Consider the following 23140-nt stretch of genomic DNA (forward strand, 5'->3'; position numbering starts at 1 on the left):
ATTTAAAGGGGATAATGACGTAATGAGCCAAATTCAGAATCCATCAGAAAACTCTCCCCATATCCTGGTTTTAGGAATGGGCGGAACGATTGCGGGTTTGGCTTCCAATCCAGTCGATCAGCCCCTGCAATATGCGGCCGGTCAAGTGGAAATCGACTCTTTGCTAAGCCATATTGAATCTGCTATTCCAGGGGATCTTTGCTTGAACTCAAGGCAAGTGGCCAACATCAATAGCTGCAATATGACCGAACCCCTATTGACGCTTTTGGGCCATGCGGTCAGAGATGCCCTTGAAAACACCATGGTTAGGGGGGTAGTGGTCACTCACGGTACCGATACGATTGAGGAAACCGGTCTATTTTTACAGCTGATTTGCGGTAGCCTTGCTCAAAATTTAGGCAAAAGAGTGGTGCTTACAGGAGCCATGTTGCCCGCAAACGCCCCTAATGCTGATGGTCCTAGTAATTTATTGGATGCGATTCAATGGGCTGCAAGCCCTTTAGACAACTGCCCAGGCGGTATTTATGCCGTAATGGGGGGTCGGGTCTGTATGGCGATGGATTTAGCTAAGCGCCACACTACCGCCTTAAATGCCCTCATGCAGGCCTCTCCCAGCAGTCCGGTAAGGTTAATTAATCCCTCTTGGTTATCTGGCGTAAAGGCGGTTGAGGCGCTCTGGACCGAAGATTTACCCATTCCCAGTGCTAATGAGTGGCCTTGGGTGGAAATTTTAACTAGTCATGCTGGCGCACGTTCAGAAACCATTGATCTCTGGTTAAAAAGCAAGGCGCAGGGCTTAGTGTTGGGGGGAACTGGCATGGGTAGCCTTCATGAGCAATGGCTCGAGCCCTTGGTTCAAGCTGCAAAACAGGGGATCGCCGTGGTGAGGGCCGCCCGCCCTGGAAGCGGGCAAGTAATGCCTGATGTCCCAGAAAAGGACTTTGAGGGCTGTTTGGCTGCAGGTAAGCTTTGTGCACCTAAAGCCAGAATTGCTCTGCAGTTAGCCTTAAATGCTGAAAAACAAGCTAAATCAGTTGGTAAAGCCCTGACTTGGCAGGATTTTTTTGCTAGAATAGCGGTCTTGCCTGAAATCAGGTGAGCACTGAAAAGTGGCTGTAAAGTGGTTGTAAGCAGTACCTACAATTTGTTACTACCTTGTCACACTGGCGCTAATTTCCAAACCATCAGAAGTTAGCAAGACGCCCAGGTGACTTTATCCTTAAGGAGTGTTTGATGCGTCATTATGAAATCGTCTTTATCGTCCATCCGGACCAAAGCGAGCAAGTGCCAGCGATGATCGATCGCTACAAAGCTACATTAGCAGCTGCGGGCGGCAAAATTCATCGTATTGAAGATTGGGGTCGTCGTCAGATGGCTTACATGATCGACAAGCTTGCAAAAGCCCACTACGTTTGCATGAACATTGAGTGCGACCAAAAAACTTTGGAAGAGCTCGAGCATGCGTTCAAATTTAACGATGCTGTTTTGCGTCACCTCATCATCAAGACAAAGAAAGCTGAAACAGAGCCTTCCATCATGATGAAAGAAGTGCAACGTGAAGAAGCGCGCAAATCAGCTCAAGCCGACGCTCCAGTAGCAGCGGAATAAGTTCGAAATTTGAAGAGGAATACACAGACTAGAAAACGTATCAGAGAAGCGGGGCGGCGTTGAATCATTTCACCCTCACTGCAATCTTGGTATCTAAAGACGCGATTCGATTTACACCAGCAGGAATACCGGTGATGCATTGCCAGCTAGAACATAGCGGCCAAGCAAACGAGGTAGGAGTAGCTAGGAAGATTCAGATGAGCGTTGAAGCCGTTACGATCGGACCGATACAAAAGGATCTTGAAAGAATGGATTTAGGAACTGAGGCAGTGTTTGAAGGATTCCTGGCACCGAAGACTCTACGTAATCAAAGACTTGTTTTCCACATTACCCATATTCAATTAAAAAGTTAAAAGGAAATCATCATGGCGTTTGGAAAGAAACCCGATTTCAAAAAGAAACCTGCTCAGAACCCATTGTTCAAGCGTAAGCGCTATTGCCGTTTTACTGTTGCTGGCGTAGAACAGATTGACTACAAAGATGTAGACACATTGAAGGACTTCATTGGCGAAAACGCTAAGATCACTCCTGCTCGTTTAACAGGTACAAAAGCAAAGTATCAGCGTCAGTTAGACACTGCTATCAAGCGTGCCCGTTTCTTGGCTTTGTTGCCATTCTCTGATCAACATAAGAAATAATTGGGAGCCCTCAATGCAAATCATTCTTTTAGAAAAAGTAACAAACTTGGGCAACCTCGGTGACGTCGTTCGCGTTAAAGACGGTTACGCTCGTAATTTCTTGATCCCACAACGTAAAGCGCGTCGTGCAACTGAAGCAGCGATTGCTGATTTCGCAACTCGTCGTGCTGAGTTGGAAAAGTTGGCTGCTGAGAAGTTGGCTGCTGCACAAGCTGTTGGCGTGAAGCTCAAGGACTTGGTTTTAGACATCGCTCAAAAAGCGGGTGTTGATGGTCGCTTGTTTGGTTCAGTAACTAACCATGACATCGCTGATGCTTTGAAAGCAAAAGGCTTTACGATTGAGAAGTCTTCTGTTCGTTTGCCTACTGGCCCGTTGAAAATGGTTGGTGATCACCCAGTAGCGGTAGCAGTTCATACCGATGTTGTGGCTGATATCACAATCCGTGTAATCGGCGAGCAAGCTTAAGTAATACACTAGCCTCATGGCTGAATCCCGCTCACGTACCGTTACGTTGAACCCTGGCATGATGGGTTCTGGGGATTCAGTTGTGCAGGCCTTAAAGGTACCCCCGCATTCTGTAGAAGCTGAGCAATCATTGCTCGGTGGTCTACTCATCGATAACTCTTCTTGGGATAACCTAGGTGGAGTATTAAACGATAAAGATTTCTATCGCCCTGAGCATGCTCTGATCTATAAGGTCGTTGCCCGCCTCATTAGCGACAATCATCCCGCCGACGTCATTACAGTTTACGATGCTGTTAAGTCTGAGCAGGGTGGTGACTTAGTCAGTATTGACTACTTAAATTCCTTAGCGCAGAACACGCCAAGTGCTGCGAATATTAAAGGCTATGCCGATATCGTTCGTGATCGCAGTATTCTGCGTCGCTTAATCGAAGTATCTGACAGTATTGTGAACTCGGCGTTTGTGCCAGAGGGACGTACCGTGAGAACGCTTTTGGATGAGGCCGAGTCTCGTATTTTGCAAATTGGCGAAGAGGGTAGTCGTAAAGCGGATTATCTTGAGATCGAGCCGCTCTTAAAAAGCGTAGTTGCTCGAATTGATGAGCTCTATAACCGTCAAGGTGGTAGCGACATTACCGGAATTGCAACCGGCTTTATTGATTTAGATAAACAAACTAGTGGCCTGCAAAAAGGTGACTTAGTGATTGTTGCTGGAAGACCTTCGATGGGTAAAGCTCAGCCACTAGATGCCAAGATCAAAACAATTGATGGCTGGAAATTGATGGGCGATCTTCGCTTTGGTGATCGTCTTGCATCAGTTGATGGTCTGTTTTCAATGGTGACTGGCATATATCCTCAGGGTATTAAGCAGATCTACAAGGTTACTCTTTCGGATGGTCGTGAGGCTGAATGTTGTGATGAACATTTGTGGCGCGTCATGTATCGAGATTGGTCTGAGCCACGCGTAATTAACACTATACGTCTAATGGAGATGTTGCAGTGTGTGCGCTATAAAAATCGGCTGTGGATTGATCCAGTTTCTGGAGATTTTGGTCACTCCAATGCATTGCCAATTCATCCATGGGTAATGGGCGCATTATTGGGCGATGGAACTTTGGCTTTATCTCATGGCTCAGTAACGTTTTCTACAAAATCTCTCGAGCTAGTAGAGCGCATGAATATGCTTGCTGGCTATGAAATGGAGATGGTGCACGCTGGTGCTTGTGACTGGCGAATCGTTTCTAAAGAGAGAATTGCGGCGAATGGCGCTAGACAGTATGTGTCTAAAAATTATTTTAGAGCCGCTTTAGAAGATGTCGGAGTTTTAGGCTGCAGGAGTTTTGATAAATTTATTCCTGCAACCTATCTAGAGGCCAATAAGAATGCTCGTCTCGCTTTATTCCAAGGTCTGATGGACACTGATGGCTGGATTGAAAAGTGGGGCTCAATTCGTTTTTGTACTGCAAGTAAACAGTTATCTGAAGATGTTGCTACTTTGGCAAGATCCTTGGGTGGTTTCTGCTCAATCGCCACTAAACAGTCTAGTTATACCTATCTAGGTGAAAAGAAACAGGGTCGTTTGACCTATGTTTTGAATATGAGCTTTGAAGCAGGTTTCCAAGCTTTTAGCCTGCCTGAAAAGAAAGAAAGATTAAGAGCAAGCTGGGATCGTCAACGTCGTTTGACATTCAAGAGTATTGAGCCATCAAGAGTGACCCAAGCGCAATGTATTTCGGTAAGTCATCCCCAAAGAACATACATTACCGATAATTATGTAGTTACACACAACACCGCGTTCGCGCTGAATATTGCTGAGAACGTCGCATTAGCCGAGGGCTTACCAGTTGTTGTTTTCTCTATGGAGATGTCGGGTGAGCAATTAGCGGCGCGTTTGCTGGGCTCAGTAGGGCGCGTTGATCAAGGTCGTATGCGTACTGGTAAATTGCAAGACGATGAGTGGCCACGTGTGACTGATGCCATTGCCCGTTTAAGCAACACTCAGATTTTGATTGATGAAACAGGTTCACTCTCCAGTCTGGAGTTACGTGCTCGTGCACGTCGTATCGCCAGAAACTTTGGTGGCACATTAGGTTTGGTAGTGATTGATTACTTGCAGCTCATGAGTGGATCGGGTTCTGAGAACCGCGCTACCGAGATTTCTGAAATCTCTCGTTCTCTCAAGTCCCTTGCAAAAGAATTGCAGTGTCCTGTGGTTGCGCTCTCACAGCTCAATCGTGGTCTTGAGCAACGCCCAAACAAACGCCCAATCATGTCTGATTTGCGTGAGTCGGGTGCGATTGAGCAAGATGCCGACTTAATTATGTTTATTTATCGTGATGAGGTGTATCACCCAGATACCACTACCGATAAAGGTGTGGCAGAGATTATCATTGGCAAGCAGCGTAATGGCCCTATTGGTACAGTGCGCTTAAGCTGGCAAGGTCCATTTACGAAGTTTGATAACTTGGCGATGGGCTCAATTGGTTATTCATCTGGCGGCTACGAACCGTTCTAATTGCATCTCACTTTGAGGCAACCCGTCGCGCCTCAGTAAATTTAGCGGCCCAATAGGGTGAAGTAATGTAATCAAGGCGCACGGTTCCACCTGCGCTTGGCGCATGCACAAACCGTCCTTGACCAACATAAATTCCTGCATGCGAATACTTTTCACCAGTAGTGTTAAAGAATACTAAATCGCCAGGAGCGGGCGGGCCACTTTCAATACTGAAACCTTGGTTGCTCATTTGCTGAATGGTACGAGGCAGTTTGATTCCAGCGGTTTTGTTATAGACATACACAATCAGGCCGCTGCAATCGAAGCCGCTTTTAGGAGTGTTGCCGCCATAACGATAGGGCACATCTACTAATCCGAGTGCCGCAATCGAGATGCCTTCAGTGCCAACACTCGTGTCTTGTTTAAATTGAGCAACTTTAGCTTGATTTGATTTACCGCTAAACGTGCTGCATCCTGCCAACAATAGCAGGGTGCAAATAAAAATGCCGCACCCAAGAAGAGTGCGGCATGAGAGGGCTTGCTTAAAGTGCGTCGGCAGCATGATCCGCAAGACGTGAACGCTCGCCACGGGCCAATGTGACATGGCCGCTATGGCGCCAACCTTTGAAGCGATCCACAACATAAGTCAAACCGGAAGAGCCTTCGGTCAGGTATGGGGTATCGATCTGAGCAATATTACCTAAGCAAACGATTTTGGTTCCTGGGCCAGCACGAGTGACCAAAGTCTTCATTTGTTTTGGTGTGAGGTTTTGTGCTTCATCAATGATGACAAATTTGCTGACAAACGTTCTGCCACGCATGAAGTTCATGCTCTTCACTTTAATGCGTGAGCGAATGAGTTCTTGAGTGGCTGCACGGCCCCACTCGCCAGCGTCATCATTGCGTTGTAGAACTTCAAGATTGTCATCAAATGCACCCATCCACGGCTGCATTTTTTCTTCTTCTGTTCCAGGCAGGAAGCCAATATCTTCACCCACTGGAACGGTTGCACGAGTAATGATGATTTCGTTATAGCGCTTACTATCAAGCACTTGCTCAAGGCCAGCGGCTAATGCCAGTAAAGTTTTACCAGTTCCTGCTTGACCTAATAAGGTCACAAAATCAATGTCAGGATTCATGAGGAGATTCATGGCGAAGTTTTGCTCGCGATTGCGGGCTGTTACGCTCCAGACATTGTTTTTCTGATGTGAAAAGTCACGTAAGGTTTGCAACAGCGCTGTTTTGCCATTGATTTCTTTAACATGGGCATAGAACGGTGTTGAACCGTCAGGATTTTCTTGATAAACAAATTGATTGACTAGCATGCTAGGCACTGTAGGGCCAGTAACGCGGTAGTACATCGTTCCCGATTTAGAGTCTGCCCAGCTTTCCATATCCTTGCCATGCTTCGGCCAAAAATCTGCGGGCAATGACAGTACACCCGAATACATTAAGTCACGATCTTCTAATACTTGATCATTGAAATAATCTTCCGCAGGTAAGCCTAGTGCGCGCGCCTTAATGCGCATGTTGATATCTTTGGATACCAACACCACTTCTTGCCCTTTGCGGGTTTTTTGCAGCTCGCTAACAACAGCCAAAATGAGGTTGTCACCCTTACCTTCGGGCAGTCCTTCAGGCAATGCTTGGGTAGACAGTTTAGTTTGGAAATACAAGCGACCAGAAACATCCTGATTGCCTAGTTTGTTGAGTGGAATGCCGTCATCTAAGGTGCCGCTGGTGCCTGCAATCAGTTGATCTAGAGAGCGGCTAACGGTACGGGCGTTACGAGCTACCTCAGTCATCCCTTTCTTGTGATTGTCTAGCTCTTCCAATGTGGTCATTGGTAGATAAAGATCGTGCTCCGAGAAGCGGAACAAGGAGCTTGGATCGTGCATCAACACATTGGTATCAAGCACAAACAAACTGGGAGGTCCAGTACGAATAACGCGCTTTGGTTTTGCGGGTGCGCTAGCCTTGTTGTCACCCCGTGCTGGACTGCGATCAGCTTTAATCTTTTCTAGCGCCACTTCAGCTGCCGATAAATCCTCTTCCGCATCATTGACCCATTCAGCTGTTTCAAGGACAACTGGTTTTGCCTGCGTGGGACGTTTCTTTAAATCTGGAGTGTCCTTGCGGCTCAGCTTTACTTGATCAGCAATTTGGGTTGGGATGGGTGGCAATGGCATGCAGACTCTCCTAAAAGAAAAAACCGTCAAGCGGAGTGCATTGACGGTTTATTGCGAAACGGGTTGGTAGTACATCAGAAAAATGGAGGGGGTGATTCCCCGTACCTGCTGTGATTTGCTCAGGCTGTTGATTCAAACGGATTGTCAGACTTTCCCGTCGTTTACGGTGCATGTAGATCACTTTACCCCAAATTTTGGGGTTTGCAAGCACCTCTGGTTAAATTGTTGTAAAAATCATTTAGCGGCTTTGGCAGCCTCTAAGACTTCGGTCACATGTCCTGGAACTTTCAGGCCGCGCCATTCTTTGACTAACTTGCCGCTGGAGTCAAATAAGAAGGTGCTACGTTCGATGCCGCGTACTTGCTTGCCATACATATTCTTCATTTTGATGACGCCAAACAGTTGGCAGAGCTTTTCTTCGGTATCGGCAACCAGCTCAAAAGGAAGTTCTAACTTGCTGCGGAAATTATCATGAGATTTGAGGCTATCTCGTGATACCCCAACAATTAATGTATTGGCTTTGGTAAATGCTGCAATGTTGTCGCGGAACTCTCCGGACTCGGCAGTGCAACCTGGCGTCATATCTTTTGGATAAAAGTAGAGGACCAGTTTTTTTCCTTTGGCGGAGTCTGGACTAAATGTCAGACCTGATGTCGCAGGAATCGCGCATGCTGGAATGGGTTTGCCGATAGCTACTGTCATGATTTCCCTTTTTAGTGTGTCTCTGTATTGCTTGCTTTAATGATTCTAGTTATTTTGAACAATCAACTCACCGCTGCGGTTTGGGATTTCACCCCAGGTCAGTGGTAATACGGCTATTTTATCGAGTTGGTTGGTGGCTTTCCAGGATTGGTGAAGTTCGCCCATAGTAACGAGGTCGTGACCTTGATTTAGCCAGCCCATCAGTAGCTTTTCAAAGGCAGGTAACAGCTTTTGCCCTTCAAGTTCGGCATGCAAAGTGAAGACTTGATCGTTCGGGTTGCTGTTGGTGATTTCTAGTAGCTTATTGACTGCACCAAACTCATCTGCGCCATCAATACCAATGAGTTCATCGAATGTCGGCAGAGTGGTTGGGTATTGCACATGTTTTGCATTGCCAGAAGAAAGCGCCAGGCGATAGGGTATGAGATTGGGTTCGGCACGACCATCGGAAGAATATTGAATACCCCATTGGTCCAGTTGCTCAAATGCAGCTTCGTTCATTTGCCAACCAGCTGCACCATAAGTCACTGGAGTATGTCCAAATATTTCAAGAAAGCGATCCCAACTTTTTTGCATCATCGCTTTAGTCCATGCTGGATCTTGGTAGCGAACGGCATCTTGCCAAGCTACATGATCCCAAGTATGAATGCCGGTTTCATGACCAGCCTGATCGATGGCGCGCATCTGCGCAGCAGCTTTTTTCCCGATGTCTGGACCAGGTAGCAAAACTCCATAGAGTAGAGTTTTGATTCCGTAGTGCTCCACAACCGAGGTGCGGCTTACTTTCTTTAGGAAGCCTGGGCGGAAGACCCTTTTGAGTGCCCAGCCAGTATGGTCTGGGCCAAGGCTAAATAAGAAGGTGGCTTTTAAGCCAAAACGCTCTAGGATTCGAGCTAAATTGGGAACGCCTTCTTTCGTACCGCGTAAGGTATCGACATCAACCTTGAGAGCAATCTTCGCCATGAATCCGGATGTTTATATTGCGTTTATTTTCTTATTCTTTATCGACTAATGAGCGCGCTTTTTCAACGTCTTGACGATAAGCCTCAAAAATATTCTTCAGTGCATCTGCCATCGTGGTAGTTGGTTTCCAACCAAGCTCACTCATCGTGTTGTCGATTGCGGGAACGCGGTTCTGAACGTCTTGATAACCTTCGCCATAATAAGCGCCTGATGTTGTTTCCACAATCTTCACGTCACTGGCTGTTTTGGCGTACTCAGGAATGCTGCGTGCGATATCAAGCATTTGATTGGCGAGTTCGCGTACAGAATGATTATTTTTTGGATTGCCAATGTTGTAGATCTTGCCGTTAGCAACGCCATTTTTATTGTCGATGATGCGCATTAAAGCATCGATGCCATCGTCAACGTAGGTGAATGCGCGTTTCTGGGCGCCGCCATCGACTAGGTTGATCGGTTCACCACGAACAATATGGCCTAGGAACTGAGTCACTACACGGGATGAGCCTTCTTTTGGTGTGTAGATGCTATCTAGACCAGGCCCAATCCAGTTGAAGGGGCGGAACAGCGTAAAGCGCAGGCCTTCCATGCCATAACCCCAAATGACGCGATCCATTAATTGTTTGGAGCAGGCATAAATCCAACGGGGTTTATTGATCGGACCGTACACCATGCTTGATGATGATGGATCAAACTCAGCATCCTCGCACATTCCATACACCTCTGAGGTTGATGGAAATACCAAGTGCTTTTTGTATTTCACAGCAGAGCGAACGATGGGAAGGTTTGCTTCAAAATCGAGTTCGAATACTTTCAGTGGTTGCTGTACATAAGTAGCAGGAGTAGCGATCGCTACTAGAGGCAAAATCACATCGCATTTACGAATGTGATATTCAACCCACTCTTTATTAATAGTGATGTCGCCTTCAAAGAAATGCATACGAGGATGATTGATTAAGTCACCCAAGCGATCATTCTGCATATCCATGCCATAGACATCCCAGTCGGTTGTCTCAAGAATGCGCTTTGAAAGGTGGTGGCCGATAAAGCCATTAACACCAAGAATGAGTACTTTTTTCATGTTTACTGCCTCGTTTTAATCTAATTTATTTGCTGGCCGGAAACCATTCCAAGATCTCTAAAGCTTGCTGGTCACCACAAACGCCGAATACCCGATTATCAACCACTTGGACGCCTAAAGCCCCAAGATTGAGCGTGTTTGGAAGGGGTCCCTTGAGGCTGGTGCGGGCGACGATCATCCTTTGGCCGTTATGCTCGGTAAAAGCGCCTGGATAAGGGGGTGCAACTGCCCTGACAAGGTCGTGCACCTGCTTGGCAGTCTGATTCCAATGAATTTGCCCATCTGCGGGCTTTCTGCCACCAAAATAAGACCCTTTTTTTAGCTCATTGGGCTTGCGGGGGGTATTGCCCAGCATTAAGGCAGGAATCACTTCATGAATGACCTGGACAGCTGCTTTGCTGACTTTGGCAAATACATCGGTAGCAGTTTCATCAGGGCCAATATCTACTGCTGACTGACCAACAATATCCCCTGCATCAGGTTTTTCTTCCATGATGTGCAAGGTAGCGCCCGTTTCAGTTTCCCCATGCAGAATTGCCCAATTGACTGGCGCACGACCACGATATTTTGGTAACAGTGACCCATGCATATTGAGTGCTGCAATTTTGGCGCATCCCAAAATCTGCGCAGGAATCATGTGGCGATAGTAGAAGGAGAAAATGTAATCAGGAGCAAGCGCATTTATTTGTGGAACAAGGTTAAGTAGATCACTTGCGCTTGGGGTAATGTAGGCGATGTTATTTTCTTTGCAAAGTTTAGCGACACTACCAAACCAAACATTTTCATTGGGGTCGTCTTCGTGGGTGACCACTAGATCAACTTGAATGCCTGCTTTCAGTAGTTCTTTCAGGCAATTAACGCCAACATCGTGGTAAGCAAAGACGACTGCGTGCAATTATTTTTTCTCTAAAACGGTTTGCACAACATAACGGGGGCGATTACGGATTTGTTGATAGATACGGCCGATATATTCGCCTAACAAGCCCAGACCAAAGAGCATCACGCCAATGAGGAAGAAGGTAAGCGCGAAAAGGGTAAATACACCTTCTACCTCGGCGCCCAATACAAAGCGACGAACCAAGAGATAGGCGAATAGGCTTCCTGCCGCGAGAGAAAGCAACATGCCGAGGATCGAGAAGATCTGCAAAGGCATGATCGAGAACCCAGTCACTAAATCAAAGTTAAGACGAATGAGTTGATACAAGCTATATTTAGATTCGCCTGCAAAACGTTCTTCGTGTTTCACGGTAATTTCAACGGGGTTCGCTGCAAAGGTATAGGCGAGTGCAGGAATAAACGTATTATTTTCATCGCACTGACGAACGAGATCAACAATGCGACGGCTATAGCCACGCAACATGCATCCTTGGTCTGTCATCGTGATGCGAGTAATGTTTTCACGCAAACGGTTCATGGCGCGTGAAGCAAATTTTCGGAAGAAGCTATCGCGACGGTCGGCGCGAATGGTGCCGACATAATCATGTCCGGCAATGAGTTTCTCGGCGAGCGCATCAATTTCTTCAGGGGGATTTTGTAGATCGGCATCTAAGGTGATGATGTATTCACCTTTGGCGTATTCAAAGCCGGCCATGATGGCCATATGTTGACCAAAATTGCTGTGGAATAAGACGGCTCGAGTGACGTCTGGACGTAAGTCCACTTGCTTGGCAAGTATTCCGGCGGATCGATCTTTACTGCCATCGTTTACAAAAACAATCTCATAGGAGATATTGCGCTTGGCGACTAATGTGTCCAATGCAGGATAGAGCCGATCGAATAATGCCTGTAAGCCATCTTCCTCGTTATAAACGGGAATGACAATGCTCAACTTTGGGTTAGCAGCTAAATTTGCAGTCATGCTGCAATTTTGCCTGATTCTGGGGATTTGCCCCAATAAAGCTATTTTTTGTAGTGTTTCTGAAGGATTCCAGTGAGTCCGCTCGCAATGCGACCGATATCTTGGTCTTTCATCCCTGGAAATAATGGCAGGGTGAGGATGGATTTGCCGATACGTTCTGCAACTGGTGTAGAGCTAGTTTGATAGCCTAGATTTTTATATAGAGTAAATCCAGTAATGGCGGGATAGTGCACGCCTGTGCCAATGCCAAGCTCTTTTAATTCCGTCATAACTTGGGCGCGATCACAATCAAGTTGTTCCAGCGGAAGCACCACTTGAAACATATGCCAATTACTTTCGGTAAAGTTTTCAACTGGTAGTTCTAATTGAAGTTTTTCTAGATTAGCGGATTTAAGTTCGGCGCGAATAGCGTCGAAATATTGGCGAGCCAATGCAGTGCGTCTCGTTTGGTAGGCGGGCAATTGTTTGAGCTGATGCAAGCCAATCACGGCATTCACATCCGTTAAATTGTCTTTGCCGCCCAAGACATCCACATCCATGCCATCCATGCCTTGGCGGGTGAGCCCTTGAAGGCGAAATTTCTCGGCAAGCCTTGCTTCATCGCTATTGTTTAATACCAAGCAACCACCTTCAATGGTGGTGAGATTTTTATTGGCCTGAAAGCTAAAGCTCACTAAGTCACCAAAGCTACCAATCTTCTTTCCCTGCCATTGAGAGCCAAAGGCTTGCGCAGCATCTTCGATAACGCGTACTTGATGTTGCTTAGCTAGAGAGTAGAGCTTATCCATATCTACTGGTAGACCTGCAAGGTAGACCGGCATGACGGCTTTGGTTTTGCTTGTAATGGCGCCGGCTACCTTATCAAGGTCAATATTGTGTGTAGCAGGATCGATGTCTACAAAAATCGGTTTCGCTCCTACGCTCAAAATGACGTTGGATGTGGCTACCCAAGAAATAGGTGTAGTAATGACTTCATCACCTTCACCAATGCCTGCAACTTGTAGTGCAATCTTCATCGTTGCGGTGCCGTTAGCAAAGCAACGCACAGGACGTCCGCCAAAGTACTCGCTCAGAGTGGATTCAAATTCAGCAAGCTTGGGTCCAGAAGTGACCCAGCCAGATCGCAAAACTTCAGCAACTGCATCAATCGTTTCCTGATTAAAGCTTGGGCGCGTGAAAGGAATAAATTCTGGGCTGGCGTTTGACATGATGTTCTATCTTACTGCGTTGGATTTGAGCTGTCTGGATGCTTCACAATTACTCTGCGAGAGTCGCGATCAAGCTCTTGCATTGGTAAGCCAGCGCTCTGAAGTGCTACGTATTGCTCAGGAACCATGATCGCATAAGCACTTGGATCTTCTTTCCAGCGAATAATGAAATCATCTAATGTTGGCAGCCACAATGCTGGCTCTTGGTCAACGCCAAACCGTAATTCATCGGGATCTTCAACCATGATCATAGTTCTGCCTAAATAGAATGGCACTGTGTGGTCTAGTAAGCGCACTGAATAGAGATTTGCATTTGCAGGAATATTGTTTTTCACTCGATTGGCAAGATCAATGCCAGAGACTGCCCGACCGAGTGTTTCATGACCGGTGCCCGCGATGATGGCGCATAAGAAAAATCCCCATGCATAACTCACGATACTGCTGATCCCGTTACGTTTGGCTTGGAAACTTGCATAAAGACTGAATGCAAGTAAGGCGATGAGTGCGGCGATGATCCAATAGCCATATTGAGCATAAGCCTCAATCTCATCAGGTCTTGCTTGCTTACCAATTTCGGATAAGAAGAAAAAGCCGATGCCGGCCAATACGGCGAACCCAATTGCTTGCAAACGCCAAGCAATTGATAGTGAGTTGGTATGGCCAAGTAAATGATCCAGGCGCTTCCCAATTAGTAATGCAATTGCCGGAAAGACGGGAATGATGTATCCAGGTAGTTTTGAATGCGAGATGCTGAAAAAAACGAAGATTACTAAAAACCAGCAACTGAGTAACCAGCCACATGAGAATGTGCTTGAACGCTCTTGCCAAGCTTGTGCAATAGAGCCTGGGAGTTGAGCTACCCAAGGTAGCATTCCAATGAATAACAGCGGCACAAAGTAATAAATCGGACCAGTTCTACTATGAGCATCTTGAGTAAAGCGTTGCAGATGTTCATGGATAAAGAAAAACTCTAGAAATTCAGGATTGCGTTGCGCCACCAAAATAAACCAAGGTGCTGTGATGACTAAAAATAAAATGAGCCCACTGAATAAACGCAAGCGTGTCCAGATTTTCCAGTCCCATGCGCTAATAGAATAGATTACAAAAACCATTGCCGGTAACGCGGCGCCAATAACGCCTTTCGAAAGCGTTGCGAGTGCCATGAAAGTCCAGCATGCCCACATCCAGTTGCGAGTGCTTGATTGTGTTTGTGAGGTCTGTGCAAGCAAGAGGCTGCATAAGGCGGCGACCAAAAATGCGGACAAGCCCATATCTAAAGAATTGAAATGACCGCTGATGACCCACATGGGGCTCGAAGCCAAGACAACAGCCGCCAACCATCCAGCTCTAGCGTTGTAAATTCTGGCGCCAGTAAATCCAATTGCCAAAATAGTGATAAAACCTGTGAGCGCAGTCCAGAGTCTGGCTTGCCAATCGCCCACGCCAAATAATTGAAATGTTGCTGCAGTAGCCCAAATTTGAAGTGGTGGCTTTTCAAAATACTTGTAGCCGTTATAGCGAGGAGTAACCCAATCGCCTGTCACAAGCATTTCCCGTGCCATTTCTGCATAGCGACCTTCGTCAGAGGGGATAAGGTGTCGGTAATTGAGTGTTCCAAACCAGAGGGTGGCATAGATCACCAATAGCAACAAAATCTTGCCAGGGTGGAGGGCGGCTGACTGCCGAATTTGACCAAATTGCATTAGGTGGGTTCCACAATCAAGGCTAAAAGGACTTTTCGGCCTTCACCAACCAGGATGTTGTAGGTTCGGCAGGCTGCTTGTGAGTCCATGATTTCAAAGCCAATTTTGGCTGAAATCAGGTTTTTTAAGAGATCGGGCTTAGGAAATTGCTGGCGGCTACCAGTTCCAATGAGAATCAATTCTGGCTTCAAATCGACCATTTGGCTGAAATGGCTAGCCTCCAGGTCGCCAAAGGACTTTGCTGGCCATTCGATGATCGCCCCATCCGAGCTTAAGAGGACGCTGTGCTTGTATGGAGTTTGGTTAATCTCCACGTAGCCATCGCCATAGCCAGTGATTGTATTGGCTCCAGAATGGGGGTCAGATTGAAGCTTCAAGTGCACTCTCTGTCATAATTATGTGGATTATAGCTAGCTGTTTTTTCCAAGATTTCAAGAACTTACCCTTTAATTTATTGTGAAACCCATCCTAAAGTCCCAAAAACTCAATCACGTCTGTTATGACATTCGTGGGCCTGTGCTTGAGCTTGCTCAGCGCATGGAAGAAGAGGGTCACAAAATCATCAAATTAAACATCGGAAACGTAGGGGTTTTCGGTTTTGATCCTCCTGAAGAGATTCAGTTGGACATGATTCGCAATTTGAGCAATGCCTCCGCTTATTCTGATTCCAAGGGTATTTTTGCTGCACGCAAAGCCATCATGCAGTATTGCCAAGAAAAAGGTATTCAAGGCGTCAACTTGGACGATGTCTATACCGGCAACGGCGTATCTGAGTTGATTGTGCTTTCGATGAACGCATTGCTCAATGATGGCGATGAAGTTTTAGTGCCCGCTCCAGACTATCCGTTATGGACTGCTGCAGTGAGTCTATCGAGTGGCACCCCAGTGCACTATCTTTGTGATGAATCAAAAGATTGGGCGCCAGATTTAAATGATCTGCGTAAAAAAATTACGCCGAAGACTAAAGCGATTGTGGTGATCAATCCAAACAATCCAACGGGCGCAATTTATTCCAAAGAAGTATTGCTGGAGTTAACGCAGATTGCGCGTGAGCATGGTTTGATTTTGTTTGCCGATGAGATTTACGACAAGATGTTGTATGACGGCGAGAAGCATATTTCTCTGGCTTCTTTGTCTACAGACGTTGTCATCATTACCTTTAATGGCCTGTCTAAGAATTACCGTTCATGCGGCTACCGTGCTGGCTGGATGGTGGTTTCGGGCGATAAAGAGATGGTGCGTGACTATATTGAAGGCCTCAATATGCTGGCTTCGATGCGCCTTTGCGCTAACGTTCCTGGCCAGTATGCAATTCAAACCGCTTTAGGCGGATATCAAAGTATTAATGACTTGGTGGGCGAGGGTGGTCGTTTAGCAAAGCAGCGTGATCTTGCTTGGAAATTAATTACTGATATTCCAGGTGTGTCATGTGTGAAACCAAAATCCGCTTTGTATTTGTTTCCAAAGTTGGATCCCGAGGTTTATCCAATCGAAGATGATCAGCAGTTTGTTGCCGATCTTTTGAAAGAGGAAAAAGTACTCTTAGTGCAAGGCTCTGGTTTTAACTGGGGCAAGCCTGATCATTTCCGCGTAGTGTTCTTGCCTCATGAAGATGTATTGAAAGAGGCTATTGGACGTCTTGCGCGTTTTCTCGAGCGTTATCGCAATAAGTATGGCCGCAAGGCTTCTTCAACTGCAACAAAGGCATCATGAAACCGATTCAAGTAGGTCTATTAGGTATTGGCACCGTTGGTGGTGGCGTGTTCACTGTTCTCGAACGCAACCAAGATGAAATCACTCGTCGCGCTGGACGCGGTATTCGTATTAATACAGTTGCTGATCTGAATGTCGATCGCGCTAAAGAGATTGTTAAAGATCGCGCGCAGGTGGTGAATGATGCTCGCGCGGTGATCAATAACCCTGAGATTGATATCGTTGTAGAGTTGATTGGCGGCTATGGCATTGCCAAAGACCTTGTTCTAGAGGCAATCGCTGCTGGTAAGCATGTTGTGACCGCAAATAAAGCCTTGATCGCTGTTCATGGCAATGAGATTTTTAAAGCTGCGCATGAAAAAGGGGTGATGGTTGCTTTTGAGGCTGCTGTCGCTGGCGGTATTCCGATCATTAAGGCCTTACGCGAAGGATTAACCGCTAATCGTATTGAATGGATTGCCGGCATCATTAATGGCACCACGAATTTCATTCTTTCTGAAATGCGTGACAAGGGCTTGGACTTTGAAACGGTATTGAAAGAAGCGCAACGCTTAGGTTATGCAGAAGCAGATCCTACTTTCGATATTGAAGGGGTTGATGCGGCTCATAAGGCTACCATCATGAGTGCAATTGCATTTGGTATTCCGATGCAATTTGAAAAAGCGCACGTAGAAGGCATTACCAAATTAGCTGCAATTGATATTCGTTATGCAGAGCAACTAGGCTATCGCATCAAGTTACTGGGTATCGCCAAGAAAGCACCAAGTGGTGTTGAGCTGCGCGTGCATCCCACATTGATTCCTGCAAAACGATTGATCGCAAACGTAGAAGGTGCGATGAATGCTGTTCAGGTATTTGGTGATGCAGTGGGTACAACTTTGTACTACGGTAAAGGCGCCGGATCTGAGCCAACTGCTTCTGCGGTGATTGCGGACTTGGTCGACATCACTCGTCTATTGAGTGCAGATGCTGAGCATCGCGTGCCTTATTTGGCATTCCAGCCCGATGCTGTGCAAAACACCCCTGTTTTGCCAATCGGTGAGATCACGACTAGCTACTACCTACGTATGCGCGTAGCGGATCAAGCAGGTGTACTCGCCGACATCACCAGAATCTTGGCATCACATGGTGTATCTATCGATGCACTCTTGCAGAAAGAGGCAGACGAGGGCGAGAGTCAAACGGATTTGGTTGCATTGACTCACGAAACCAAAGAGAAAAACATGCTTGCCGCAATTCAAGAGATTCAAGATCTCAAAACAGTTGCTGGAGAAGTGGTAAAGATCCGTTTAGAAAATCTGTCTTAAGCAGCAATCAACACAATAAGCAAAACCAAAAAAGCCTATGCGTTACCAGTCCACTCGTGGCAATAGCCCACAACAATCTTTTTTAGAAATTCTGTTGGGTGGATTGGCGCCAGATGGCGGTTTATATCTTCCTACTCAGTACCCGAAAATTACTTCCGCTCAATTAGATTCTTGGCGTGGACTGTCCTATGCAGACTTGGCTTATGAAATTCTGAGTCTGTATTGCGATGACATTCCGGAGGCAGACTTACGCGCTTTATTGCGCAAGACCTATACAGAGCAAGTCTATTGCAATGGTCGTCCACAAGATAATGCGAAAGACATTACGCCATTGCATTGGTTGGGCGAAGAGCATGGCACGCGTATTGGATTATTGAGTCTATCGAATGGTCCAACCTTAGCCTTCAAAGATATGGCTATGCAGTTATTAGGCAACTTATTTGAATATGCCCTAAAGCGTGCCGGCCAAAAGCTTAATATTTTGGGCGCTACTTCAGGGGATACCGGCAGTGCTGCGGAATATGCCATGCGAGGCAAAGAGGGTGTGAAAGTATTCATGTTGTCGCCACGCGGAAAGATGAGTGCGTTTCAGTCTGCGCAAATGTATTCCTTGCAAGACCCGAATATCTTTAACTTAGCAGTAGCCGGTGTTTTTGATGACTGTCAGGATATTGTTAAGGCGGTAAGCAACGATCATGCCTTTAAAGCGAAGAACCAAATTGGTACCGTGAATTCAATCAACTGGGGTCGCGTAGTAGCGCAAGTGGTTTACTACTTCCAGGGGTATTTATTAGCAACTAAATCCAGTTCTGAAAAAGTATCATTTACTGTTCCATCGGGGAACTTTGGCAATGTCTGTGCTGGGCATATCGCGCGCATGATGGGCTTGCCAATTGAGCATCTAGTTGTGGCAACTAATGAGAATGATGTGCTCGATGAGTTCTTCCGTACGGGTGTTTATCGTGCTCGTAAGTCTGCAGAAACTTTGCATACATCCAGTCCCTCAATGGATATCTCCAAGGCGAGTAATTTTGAGCGTTTTGTCTTTGACTTTATGGGTCGAGATGGAAAAGCGACTGCAAGCATGTTCAAACAGGTTGATGAAGCGGGTGGTTTTGACATTTCTAAAGAAGCGGTCTTTAAAGACTTAGGTCAATATGGCTTTCAGTCAGGCCGAAGCACCCATGCCAATCGCCTAGAAACCATTCGCGATATTGAGAAGAAATATGGCATCATGATTGATACACATACGGCTGATGGCGTGAAGGTCGCACGCGATCATTTGCAAGCGGGCGTACCCATGATTGTTTTAGAGACAGCCTTGCCAATTAAATTTGAAGAGACGATTCAGGAGGCCTTGGGTCGTCCAGCTGAGTGCCCCCCTGCATTCCAAGACATTAAGTCTAAGCCCCAGCGAGTGGTGAATATTGATGCCGATGTAAATCAAGTGAAAGATTTCATTGCAACGCATCTTAACTAAAAATATTTAGAGATCAGCCAGCAATCAGCAATTGTTATGACTAAGCCACCGATGTTGACCGCACAGCAGGCTTTAGACCATTTGCTCTCACACGCAAAGCCTGTTCATGAAAATGAAGATGTTCCAGTGCAGGCTGCATTGGGTCGGGTGCTTGCGAACAGTGTTCAGTCCCTGGTGGATGTGCCCCCATTAGATAACACTTCGATGGATGGTTATGCGGTTCGTACTGCTGATACTGCGACTTCTGGCCAGAAATTACAGGTAGCGCAGCGCATACCAGCAGGCTCGGTTGGCACCCAGTTAGAACCAGGAACTGCAGCACGCATATTTACTGGCGCTCCAATTCCTCCGGGTGCAGATGCAGTAGTCATGCAAGAGGACTGCGCTATTCCTGAGGGGTTGACCGATCAGGTGCAGGTTAATACAGTTCCTGCGGTTGGACAGTGGATACGTCGGCGTGGAGAAGATCTGAGTGCAGGAAAGACGGCGTTAACTGCCGGTATTTTTTTGCGACCACAGGAATTAGGGGTGGCCGCTTCAGCAGGCTTAACTCATTTAAATGTAAAGCGACGCGTAAGAGTTGCTGCTTTCTTTACGGGTGATGAATTAGCCCTTCCGGGCGAGCCTTTAAAACCCGGTGGAATTTACAACTCCAACCGCGATACCCTGTTAGCTTGCCTACGTTCTTTGGGTTGCGATGCAAGTGATTTGGGTATTGTTCCCGATCGTTTGGATGCGACCAGAGAAGCATTGCGCCACGCAAGCAAAGATCATGACCTCATCATTACTTCTGGTGGGGTTTCTGTTGGTGAGGAGGACCATATCAAGCCAGCAGTTACCGCAGAAGGTAGATTAGATCTCTGGCAGATTGCCATCAAGCCAGGCAAACCTTTAGCTTTTGGCGCCGTTAGAAAGTCTGATCAATCCAGCGCTGCAAATTTTTCTGATGAATCATGGTTTATTGGATTGCCTGGCAATCCAGTTTCTAGTTTTGTTACCTTCTTATTGTTTGTGAGGCCCTTCATTTTGAAGTTGCAAGGGCGAGCATCTATTACAACTCCATCTTATTTAGTGCGAGCCGATTTTGATTGGTTAAAGGCAGATCGCCGTAATGAATTCTTGCGCGTCAAAATGAATGAACAAGACGGGCTTGATTTATTTCCAAATCAGAGCTCTGGGGTTCTCACTAGCGCATCTTGGGGTGATGGATTGGTTGATTGTCCGCCCAATCAAGCTATTCGTAAGGGTGATTTGGTGAAGTACATGCCTTTTGATGCGTTGCTCAAATAATCGGTTTACGATTAGCTCATGAAACTCGAATTGCGCTTTTTTGCCTCATTACGCGAAGCTTTGGGCTCATCACAAGAGGTCATTGAGGTGCCAGAGGCTGTCAAAACGCTATCCCAATTGCGTACCCATTTAATTGCACGCGGTGGTGTTTGGGCGGAAGCTTTGGCCGAAGGAAAAGCGCTGCGCTGTGCGCTCAATCAGACCATGGTTGACGCCAATACAGCCTTAATAGATGGTGCTGAGGTAGCATTTTTCCCGCCTGTAACCGGAGGCTAATGTGACTCAGTCATTGATTCGCGTTCAAGAAAATGATTTTGATCTTAGTGCTGAGATTGCGGCACTTCGCAATGGTGACCCACGAGTTGGCGCAGTAGTCACTTTTTTAGGTACTGTGCGCGACCTTAATGAGGGTAGTCAGGTCAAAGCCATGACCCTTGAGCATTACCCCGGCATGACTGAAAAAGCATTAGAGGAAATTGTTTCTCAGGCAAAAGCACGCTGGGATATCTATCAGACTTTGGTCATTCATCGTGTTGGCCCATTACTCCCTGAAGATCAAATCGTCTTAGTTGCTGTTACTAGTGCTCATCGGGGAGAAGCATTTGCTGCTTGTGAATTCATTATGGATTACCTCAAAACTGCTGCCCCATTTTGGAAAAAAGAAGAAACTCCTGAGGGTGGTCGTTGGGTGGATGCTAGAGTCACAGATGAAACTGCTATGGCCCGCTGGAAAAAATAATTTCCTATCTGATTCAGTGCCAAATTAATCTAGAGATTAAAAATGAAAAAATTCCTCGTACTTTTGTTAAGCGCAATTACGTTTAATAGCTTTGCTAGTTCAGATCGGCCTACGGCAACTGTTGATACTGGATCCTTGCAGGGTGTTTCTGAATTCAACATGAATGTATTCAGAAACATTCCGTATGCGGCACCGCCCGTGGGGGATTTGCGTTGGCGTCCACCACAGCCAGCAGCTTCTTGGAGTGGCATGCGTGATGCTAGCCAATTTGGCGATTCTTGCCCACAGCCTTATGTAAAAAACCTCAGTACTGGCCTTGCATTGCCTGGTAATGAGGATTGCTTAAAACTCAATGTATTCACACCACAAAAGCCCGCTAAAGATCTGCCGGTGATGGTATGGATTCATGGTGGCGGGTTGATAGTGGATGGCGCAAGAGATGCGCAATTTACGCCAATCAATCTGGTAAAGAACGGGGTCATCGTAGTGACGTTTGATTACCGCTTGGGTTCGCTTGGATTTTTTGCTACACAAGAGTTGATTGCCGAAGCCAAGGCGAAGGGTGAGCCTGTTGGCAACTACGGCACGATGGATCAAATTGCAGTGCTTAAGTGGGTAAAGCGCAATATTTCTGCGTTTGGCGGGAACCCAAATAATGTCACCATCTTTGGTGAATCTGCTGGTGGGCGCAGCGTAACTTGGTTAATGGTTTCTGATGCGGCTCGAGGTTTATTTCATCGGGCGATTGCTGAAAGTGCTCAGCAAAGTCCGCTGCGTGGCATGACTGAAAAGCGTTTAGGTATGGCGCCTGAAACTGAGGTGTCCGCAAAGCTGATGACAGGGGTTGGAGCAAAATCTTTAAAAGAGTTGAGAAGTCTTCCTGTTCAGAAGTTGGTGCTTACAGCGGCCGATTTTGAAAAAGGTGAATTTGGCGGACCATTTATTGATGGTCAAATTCTCAAAGGTGACCCCATTCCTTTATTCGCGGCAGGCCAACAAGCGAAAGTGCCCTTCATGATTGGCACCAACTCGTGGGACTCTAGCTTTTTAGTTCCAGGCCAACCTTCTATGGCTGGTCTTGCAAAGATGCTTCATGAGGATCCAAAGATCCTGAAGCAGTTATATGGCAAAGTGCAAGATCAGTGCATTGCATCATCTGATGCGATGGGCGATATGTTCTATCGTGGCAGCACGAAATTGTTGGCTGACAGCATGAATGGTATTGCGCCGGGCTATGCCTATTATTTTGATTACTTAACAAAAAATATTCGTCTTGCTTATCCTGGTGTGCCACACACCTTTGAGATTAGTTATGTGTTTGGCAGCTACCCGCTGATGCCACAGGCACCAAAGGCTGTTGAATCTTCTGCAAACCGTTGCGTACGTATTGAGCAAGCAACAATGGATTTAAAGAAAAAAGGTATATGGTCTAAGTATTGGTACCCCATTACCGATAAAAATGATCCACAAGATATCGCCATGTCTGAAAAGATGTCTGCTAGTTGGGCGCAGTTTGCAAAGACTGGTAATCCAAATGTAGATGGTCAGGCAAATTGGCCTATTTATAACTTGAAGTCAGATGTCATGCGTAACTTCTCTGAAAATAGTGAGACAGTTACCGGTTTGCTTAAAGAGCGTGTTGATTATCAGGTGCTACATTTGAGAGAGATCTATGCGCTAGAGCGATTAAAGGCTGCCTTCTAACTA

The 23140-nt window shown here is 46.4% G+C and carries 23 protein-coding genes; 13 read left to right on the forward strand and 10 right to left on the reverse strand.

The window, feature by feature from the left end; genetic code table 11:
* Positions 1-22: 22 nt before the first annotated feature.
* From IC571_RS02240 to dnaB, 6 genes are all read left to right on the forward strand, one after another.
* Positions 23-1099, forward strand: coding sequence for an asparaginase (locus tag IC571_RS02240; protein ID WP_215317218.1), 1077 nt, complete (start codon positions 23-25; stop codon positions 1097-1099).
* A gap of 134 nt (positions 1100-1233) precedes the next feature.
* The gene (rpsF, locus tag IC571_RS02245; protein ID WP_173955183.1) at positions 1234-1608 is read left to right on the forward strand and encodes a 30S ribosomal protein S6; all 375 of its coding nucleotides are present in this window, start codon (positions 1234-1236) and stop codon (positions 1606-1608) included.
* Between the two features lie 59 nt (positions 1609-1667).
* Complete coding sequence (priB, locus tag IC571_RS02250; RefSeq protein ID WP_215317219.1) at positions 1668-1961, forward strand: primosomal replication protein N; 294 nt, start codon at positions 1668-1670, stop codon at positions 1959-1961.
* A 12-nt stretch (positions 1962-1973) separates the two neighbouring features.
* Positions 1974-2246: a 30S ribosomal protein S18 gene (gene rpsR, locus IC571_RS02255; protein ID WP_076022861.1), complete on the forward strand. Its 273-nt coding sequence runs from the start codon at positions 1974-1976 to the stop codon at positions 2244-2246.
* Positions 2247-2259: 13 nt separating this feature from the next.
* On the forward strand, positions 2260-2712 hold the full coding sequence (gene rplI / locus IC571_RS02260) for a 50S ribosomal protein L9 (RefSeq protein ID WP_215317220.1): 453 nt from the start codon (positions 2260-2262) through the stop codon (positions 2710-2712).
* 61 nt (positions 2713-2773) lie between these two features.
* Positions 2774-5224, forward strand: a complete 2451-nt coding sequence (gene dnaB / locus IC571_RS02265; protein WP_371742903.1) for a replicative DNA helicase — start codon at positions 2774-2776, stop codon at positions 5222-5224.
* Between the two features lie 7 nt (positions 5225-5231).
* Here the strand turns inward: dnaB and IC571_RS02270 are convergent, their stop codons facing one another.
* The 10 genes from IC571_RS02270 to IC571_RS02315 all read right to left on the reverse strand — a co-directional run bounded on the left by IC571_RS02270 (position 5232) and on the right by IC571_RS02315 (position 15281).
* Positions 5232-5765 carry a C40 family peptidase gene (locus IC571_RS02270; protein WP_215317221.1) on the reverse strand — a complete coding sequence of 178 codons (534 nt, stop codon included), beginning with the start codon at positions 5763-5765 and terminating at the stop codon, positions 5232-5234.
* Positions 5746-7392, reverse strand: a complete 1647-nt coding sequence (locus tag IC571_RS02275; RefSeq protein WP_215317222.1) for a PhoH family protein — start codon at positions 7390-7392, stop codon at positions 5746-5748. Before IC571_RS02275 ends, IC571_RS02270 begins: the two co-directional genes overlap by 20 nt.
* Positions 7393-7626: 234 nt before the next feature.
* A complete protein-coding gene (locus tag IC571_RS02280) occupies positions 7627-8094 on the reverse strand; it encodes a peroxiredoxin (protein WP_215317223.1) in 468 nt (155 codons plus the stop codon).
* A 45-nt stretch (positions 8095-8139) separates the two neighbouring features.
* A complete protein-coding gene (locus tag IC571_RS02285) occupies positions 8140-9057 on the reverse strand; it encodes a polysaccharide deacetylase family protein (RefSeq protein WP_215317224.1) in 918 nt (305 codons plus the stop codon).
* A 31-nt stretch (positions 9058-9088) separates the two neighbouring features.
* Positions 9089-10135 (reverse strand): bifunctional UDP-4-keto-pentose/UDP-xylose synthase, encoded by a 1047-nt coding sequence (locus tag IC571_RS02290; RefSeq protein ID WP_215317225.1) that lies wholly within the window; start codon positions 10133-10135, stop codon positions 9089-9091.
* Positions 10136-10160: 25 nt separating this feature from the next.
* A complete protein-coding gene (locus tag IC571_RS02295; protein WP_215317226.1) occupies positions 10161-11030 on the reverse strand; it encodes a formyltransferase in 870 nt (289 codons plus the stop codon).
* The gene (locus tag IC571_RS02300) at positions 11031-11993 is read right to left on the reverse strand and encodes a glycosyltransferase (RefSeq protein WP_215317227.1); all 963 of its coding nucleotides are present in this window, start codon (positions 11991-11993) and stop codon (positions 11031-11033) included.
* Between the two features lie 41 nt (positions 11994-12034).
* Positions 12035-13201 carry a DegT/DnrJ/EryC1/StrS aminotransferase family protein gene (locus IC571_RS02305; protein WP_215317228.1) on the reverse strand — a complete coding sequence of 389 codons (1167 nt, stop codon included), beginning with the start codon at positions 13199-13201 and terminating at the stop codon, positions 12035-12037.
* An 11-nt stretch (positions 13202-13212) separates the two neighbouring features.
* The gene (locus IC571_RS02310) at positions 13213-14904 is read right to left on the reverse strand and encodes a glycosyltransferase family 39 protein (protein WP_215317229.1); all 1692 of its coding nucleotides are present in this window, start codon (positions 14902-14904) and stop codon (positions 13213-13215) included.
* The gene (locus IC571_RS02315) at positions 14904-15281 is read right to left on the reverse strand and encodes an Mth938-like domain-containing protein (protein ID WP_215317230.1); all 378 of its coding nucleotides are present in this window, start codon (positions 15279-15281) and stop codon (positions 14904-14906) included. Before IC571_RS02315 ends, IC571_RS02310 begins: the two co-directional genes overlap by 1 nt.
* 79 nt (positions 15282-15360) lie before the next feature.
* Between IC571_RS02315 and IC571_RS02320 the strand changes: the two genes are divergently transcribed.
* Genes IC571_RS02320 through IC571_RS02350 form a run of 7 tightly spaced genes read left to right on the forward strand, consistent with a single transcriptional unit; the run spans position 15361 to position 23137 of the window.
* On the forward strand, positions 15361-16617 hold the full coding sequence (locus tag IC571_RS02320; protein WP_215317231.1) for a pyridoxal phosphate-dependent aminotransferase: 1257 nt from the start codon (positions 15361-15363) through the stop codon (positions 16615-16617).
* Positions 16614-17924: a homoserine dehydrogenase gene (locus IC571_RS02325; protein WP_215317232.1), complete on the forward strand. Its 1311-nt coding sequence runs from the start codon at positions 16614-16616 to the stop codon at positions 17922-17924. The genes IC571_RS02320 and IC571_RS02325 overlap by 4 nt, the downstream gene beginning before the upstream one ends.
* Positions 17925-17961: 37 nt before the next feature.
* Positions 17962-19404 (forward strand): threonine synthase, encoded by a 1443-nt coding sequence (gene thrC / locus IC571_RS02330; protein WP_215317233.1) that lies wholly within the window; start codon positions 17962-17964, stop codon positions 19402-19404.
* A 51-nt stretch (positions 19405-19455) separates the two neighbouring features.
* A complete protein-coding gene (gene glp / locus IC571_RS02335; RefSeq protein ID WP_215317784.1) occupies positions 19456-20694 on the forward strand; it encodes a gephyrin-like molybdotransferase Glp in 1239 nt (412 codons plus the stop codon).
* A gap of 18 nt (positions 20695-20712) precedes the next feature.
* Complete coding sequence (moaD, locus tag IC571_RS02340) at positions 20713-20970, forward strand: molybdopterin converting factor subunit 1 (RefSeq protein WP_215317234.1); 258 nt, start codon at positions 20713-20715, stop codon at positions 20968-20970.
* A gap of 1 nt (position 20971) precedes the next feature.
* Entirely contained in the window at positions 20972-21433 is a 462-nt protein-coding gene (moaE, locus tag IC571_RS02345) for a molybdopterin synthase catalytic subunit MoaE (RefSeq protein ID WP_215317235.1), read from the forward strand.
* Positions 21434-21475: 42 nt separating this feature from the next.
* Positions 21476-23137 (forward strand): carboxylesterase/lipase family protein, encoded by a 1662-nt coding sequence (locus tag IC571_RS02350; RefSeq protein WP_215317236.1) that lies wholly within the window; start codon positions 21476-21478, stop codon positions 23135-23137.
* Positions 23138-23140: the final 3 nt, after the last annotated feature.

Source organism: Polynucleobacter sp. MWH-UH2A (assembly GCF_018687195.1).
Taxonomy (GTDB): Bacteria; Pseudomonadota; Gammaproteobacteria; order Burkholderiales; family Burkholderiaceae; genus Polynucleobacter.